This window comes from Microbacterium sp. zg.Y909 (genome assembly GCF_024626565.1).
The window spans coordinates 1-1,164 of the sequence record NZ_JANJFJ010000156.1; the positions used below are offsets into that span (position 1 = coordinate 1).

1 protein-coding gene is annotated in these 1,164 nt (G+C 73.3%); it reads right to left on the reverse strand.

Going from position 1 to position 1,164, the window contains the following annotated elements:
- On the reverse strand, positions 1-907 hold a 907-nt coding region (locus tag NQ160_RS12350), incomplete at its 3' end, for a type IV toxin-antitoxin system AbiEi family antitoxin domain-containing protein (protein WP_257515529.1).
- Positions 908-1,164 lie beyond the last annotated feature (257 nt).

The window sequence follows — 1,164 nt, forward strand, 5'->3', positions numbered from 1 at the left end:
GGGCATCGGGGCGAAGGCCGGCGCCGATGAGGATGTCGCGCAGCGGTGCGGCAGGCACGACATCGTGCCACCCCCAGTGGGCGACGGTGCGCACGTGCCGACGCAGTCGTGCATCCCGCGCACGTTGGCGGGCGATGACGTCCTGCGCCGGACCGAACCGGCCGTCGTACTTCACTCCGCCGTCGCATTCGCCGGCCACCGATGCTGGTCCCCACACCATGTCGCTGCGATCATGGCCGCCGTCGCTTGTTCGGAAGGAGACCTGGAGCGCGGGTTCGGGGAAGCCGAGCCATTCGACGACGGCGCGGCTCACGCTCTCGAGCGCGGTTTCCGCCAGCCGGTTCGCCCGGCTCAGCGCCCACCGCGCGACGGCGCGCCCGCGCTTGCTGATGCGCTGCTCGTTGCCCTCGCACATGGCGGCGGCCACCAGCGAGGGGTCGGCGCGCAGCGCGGCATCCGCCACGGAGAGTCCGATCGCCCCGTGCCGTGATCGGGCCAGATCGACGGCGGTGTCGAGGACGCCGGTGACGAGCAGCCCGCCGACCTCGAGGATCTCGCGTTCGCCGCGGTGGGTGTGCACGCGGATGCCGGATGCCAGGCGCGAGCGGCCGAGCGGATTCTGGAGCACGTGGACGACCATCGGATCGCCGAACACCGGCAATCCCATGAGGGCGGCGGCGGACTCGTGGCTGAAGACCGCGTCGGGGTAGCCGAGCGCCACCGCGTGGACGCGCGCGAGGTATCTGACCCAGGGAGCGAGGTCGCGCCAGGCTTCCGCCGGCACGTAGACACCGGGTCTGACGCGCGCGAGCTCGCCGCGGGCGACGGCGCGTTCAGGGTGGGGAACCTCCGCGGTGCGCAGGAGCGGGATCGGAGCCGGCCGCGGGCCGGCGAGCAGGATCGGCATCCGGCAACCCTGCCCGGGATGCGGCTGCGGCATGCGTCGGGACCATCGCCGTCCGGGACAACTCCTGCGTTCCCGCCGCTGTGCAGGAGCCCACGCCGACCCGCCCGGTCACCGTGAGACGAATACGGGCGGACGAGACCGTGGGTGGCACCCGCCGTCTCGTCCGCCAGTATTCGTCTCAGCGACCCACGGCGCGCGTCAGCGCACGGGCGCGAAGACCGCGGGCCAGAGCGCGGCGGCCAGCGGGTAGCCGACGA